Annotated in this window: 3 protein-coding genes and 1 pseudogene; 2 read left to right on the top strand and 2 right to left on the bottom strand. The window is 51.1% G+C overall.

Annotated features, from left to right (window positions below; genetic code table 11):
- Positions 1 to 125: 125 nt before the first annotated feature.
- The gene (locus tag ACTHUM_RS10700; protein WP_070460453.1) at positions 126 to 1,565 is read right to left on the bottom strand and encodes a surface lipoprotein assembly modifier; all 1,440 of its coding nucleotides are present in this window, start codon (positions 1,563 to 1,565) and stop codon (positions 126 to 128) included.
- 106 nt (positions 1,566 to 1,671) lie between these two features.
- On the bottom strand, positions 1,672 to 2,412 hold the full coding sequence (locus ACTHUM_RS10695) for a Slam-dependent surface lipoprotein (protein ID WP_070460456.1): 741 nt from the start codon (positions 2,410 to 2,412) through the stop codon (positions 1,672 to 1,674).
- Between the two features lie 283 nt (positions 2,413 to 2,695).
- Between ACTHUM_RS10695 and ACTHUM_RS10690 the strand changes: the two are divergent.
- A pseudogene (locus ACTHUM_RS10690) lies at positions 2,696 to 3,538 on the top strand (class II glutamine amidotransferase).
- A gap of 198 nt (positions 3,539 to 3,736) precedes the next feature.
- On the top strand, positions 3,737 to 4,026 hold a 290-nt coding region (locus ACTHUM_RS10685), incomplete at its 3' end, for an NrdR family transcriptional regulator (protein ID WP_440402872.1).

Raw genomic sequence — 4,026 nt, 5'->3', positions numbered from 1 at the left:
ATACTGTATAACTATAATATACTCCCTTCTCTAAGTAAAATCATAACAACAGAAATAAAAATGCACAGGCCGTCTGAAAAATACTTTCAGACGGCCTGTGCATTTTTATTTCTGTTTACCGCAAGTTAAAACGACCTCACCAGTGACAAACCGACTTCGTTTTGTTTGTAGCTGTACAGCCAGTCGGTGTTGCCGTTAACGCGGCGGTGTTTATAGCTGAGGACGGGCTTAAGGCCGGCGAATTTCCAGCGGTCAGCGCCTATGCTGAGGCGGTAGGTTTGTTCTTTGTCGCGGCGGCGTTGTTCGAGGACGGCATTCTCTTCCCTATGGCTGCGGATGCCGAAGGTAGCAGACACGGAAACGTCGAAACCGGCTTCAAACATTTTTGCCGCACCCAGCCGTGCGGAAATTTGGCGATAGCTGTCCACAGGGTCTTTCGTTTTGCGCTGCTGCCAGTCTATGCCACCGTAGAGCATCAGGTCGTTGCGCGGAAAATAAGACAAGGTGTTGTAAACGGAGAGGAGGCTGCCGTCGAGCAAACGGGTTTTGTCTGCATAAGAAAGGTGTTTCCACTCAGCTTCCGTGTTCCATGTCCAATCGCCCTTGTCGAGGTTCCATTCGTTGCGCACACCATAGGCGCGGTTGAGGGTTTTGCTGCCGCTGCCATTCCATTCGACAAGTGGTGCGAAGGCGAAAGTGTGGCGCTGGTTTTCAAACTGATAGCCTGCACTGAGGTTGAGCGTGTGTTCGTTGAAATCTTTATGGTCGCGGTAGAAGCGGCCATAGCCGAGCGCGCGAGCGGCAATGCCGTGGTGTCCTTTAACCTGCCAGCGGCGGACGGCGGCGGCTTCGTATTTGATGCCGTTGGCGGAAATGGGTTTGTCGCCTGAAAATTCTTCCCAACATTCGCCGTCGATTTCGGTTTTACACCACACTTTGCCGCTGGCTTCGTTGATGTTGCTATTGTGGACGGCGCCGACGGAGAGGCTGCCTTTCCAGCTTTGACGCTGGTTCAAGGCATCTTGGAAATGGGCGATGTTTTCTTTGACGGCTTCAGGCAAGTCTTCGTTTTGAAGGTGTACAAATTCAGAAGATGCTTCGCGGTTCAGACGGCCTTCAAAAAGCAGGCGTGCGTAATCAAGCCGTCCGCGTGTAAAATCGGGATGACGTTGCAACAGGGTTTCGTATTCTTGTTTGGCGGCTTTCCACTTACCTTCGCCTCGTGCAAGAGAAGCACGGGCAAACGAAGCGATATCGGGATCGTATTCGGTTTGCTGGGTATAACGCTCCAGCAGAGGGCGAACGGTTTGCCAATCGCTGCGGTTGACAGCATTAAACAGTGCCTCGCCTTGGTCGGCTTCGGAGTCGCTCTCGGCTGTCTTCCCGGTATGCGGAGCAGAAATATCGAGATGATATTCGCGCACTTTTTGTTCCTGCTCCTGCATGGTTTGGCGGGTATCCTGCCACAGGCGTTGCGCGGTGCGGTCGTCTGAAAAATCAGAACGCGGCGCGGCAAGGACGGGAGCAGAAAGAAGCAGAATCAGGCAGGCAGACGGTTTGTACATGGGATCGGCTTTCCGGTCGCAAGTTTCAGACGACCTTGAGAAATTTGGAAGCAAGTGTTTAAAAAAGCCTGCGGATGGCAGGCTTTATTTTACTTAAAGACAGATTTTAGCGTTTTACGCCGCCGTATGCCGTATCCAGATTGCGGTCGGTCTTAAATTTGGCAACACCGGCCAACGCGCTTGCACCGTTGCCGAAGAAGTGGCCTTCGGTTTTACCGAAGTGGCCGTTGGCGCGAGCGTAGCCTTCAAATGATGCGCTGGATGGCTTGATGCGGGAATGGATGTCCATCTGTACAGCGTTATTTTTCATAGAACCGGTCAAGACGCGTTGACCGAAGTCTGCGCGCAAAGTACCAACCATCGGGTTGTTGCCGGTGTAGTTATTGATACCTTTAACTGCGTAGTTGGCTACACCGGATACAGGCATAGAGGTAGCGCGTTTGTCGCCGGAGTAGAAAACGCCGCGGTTAGAGCCTTTAGCGTATTCTTTACCGACCCACTCACCGTAGTATACTTCAGAGTCACCGCTCTTGATGGTGTTGAACGCATAGCGGCCGAGGTTTTGACGGGTATATGCGTCGTTAACCTGTACGGTTTTCACGCCATTGCGGTCTGCATTGCCAGGCATACGGTTTACGTTGGTGTAGTACACGCCTGAACGGTAGGCAGCGTGTTTCATCACTTTTTCGCCTTCGGCTTCAGATGCAGGCTTGCCCCATTTTTTGCCGTATTTGTGATTTTTGTAGCCATACTCGAATGGGTTATAGGCATTATTAGCTGCAAATGCGCCTACGCTGAACACAACAGCCAAAACAGCAGCGGTGGTTTTTTGCAGATTCAGTTTCATTGAACACTCCTTGAGGTAAAACGATGGTGGGGAAAATTATGTTTCGTTGTGAGTAGAACATATCGTTATGTGAGGAGGTCTTTTTGTTCTGCAAAGCATTTTATAGGGGAAGTGTTAGCACAGAATTAGTAAATATCCTAACAATCCCCTACAAAGCGAAATTCTTTATTTTTAATTCGATACAGCCTGTATCACCTACCCTAAAACGGCAAAGAATATATTGAAACTGCCTGCCCGATACACCATAATGACCCTATAAATACTCGGAAAAAAGGTTAACGCCATGTGCCAACTGCTCGGCATGAATTGCAACACTCCCACAGACATCATGTTTTCTTTTGAAGGCTTCCGCCGTCGAGGCGGCATTACCGACCACCATGCCGATGGTTTCGGCATCGGTTTCTTTGAAGGCAAAGGCGTGCGCTTGTTTCACGACGACAAACCCAGTGCCAACTCGCCCGTTGCCGACTTGGTGCGCGCCTACCAAATCAAATCCGAAAACGTTATCGCCCATATCCGCAAGGCCTCACAAGGTCAGACCTCATTGGCGAACACTCATCCCTTCATGCGCGAGATGTGGGGCGAATATTGGCTGTTTGCCCACAACGGCCATTTGATTGATTTTTACCCCGAGCAGGGCGAGTACTACCATGCCGTCGGCACGACCGATTCCGAACGCGCGTTCTGCTTTATCCTCAACCGCCTGCGCAGCCGCTTTGCCACCAAGCCCGAACCTTAAGTTTTGTTTGATGCCATTGCCGGCCTAACCCATGAAATCCGCCGCTACGGCTTGTTCAACTTTGTGATGTCCAACGGTGACTGCCTGTTTGCCCACGCCAGCACCTTGCTGCACTACATCGTGCGCAAAGCCCCGTTTGGCAAAGCGCGTTTGCTGGACGATGATGTCATGGTCGATTTTTCAGAAGTGACCACCCCGAACGATAAAGTTTCCGTCATCGCCACCCTGCCCCTGACACGAGATGAAACCTGGTCGCAATTGGCAGTCAATGAATTGGTGATGTTTCAAGACGGCGACATTGTCCTCAGCGACCGCCCCAACAATCCGGTTTACATGAGTGCGGAAGAGGGTTTGGAAATCGCCCGCGCCGTCGGTGTATCGGTTTAACGGTTGATTGACTGAAAAACTCAAGGCCGTCTGAAAGGGCAACTTTGCCAAAGTTGCCCTTTCAGACGGCCTTTTTATACTTAATCCATAGTCAAAGCGTTTACTATACGAAAATAGCGCAATCCGCTACAATAATAGGTCACAAACAATGAATTCAATTGCTTAGCGACCTTGCCGAGCGTATGACAAGGAAACCCGATGAAGTGCCCGTTTTGCCAACACCCCAATACACAAGTAGCCGACTCGCGATGGCTGGAAGACACCAACAGCATCCGTCGCCGTCGCAAATGCTTGGAATGCGGACAACGCTTCAGCACCTTTGAAACCGTTGAAATGCGGATGCCGCAAGTCATCAAATCCAACGGCACACGGGTTCCCTTCAATCCGCACAAACTGCAAACCAGCCTTGAGCGCGCGCTGCACAAACGCCCTGTCACACAAGAACAAATCGATGAAACCGTTGCCCTTATCGAGCAGCGCCTCTACCG

This window comes from Neisseria sp. P0021.S006 (genome assembly GCF_051956895.1).
The sequence above is the reverse complement of the archived record's forward strand: the minus strand, read 5'-3'. Positions and strand labels throughout refer to the sequence as shown.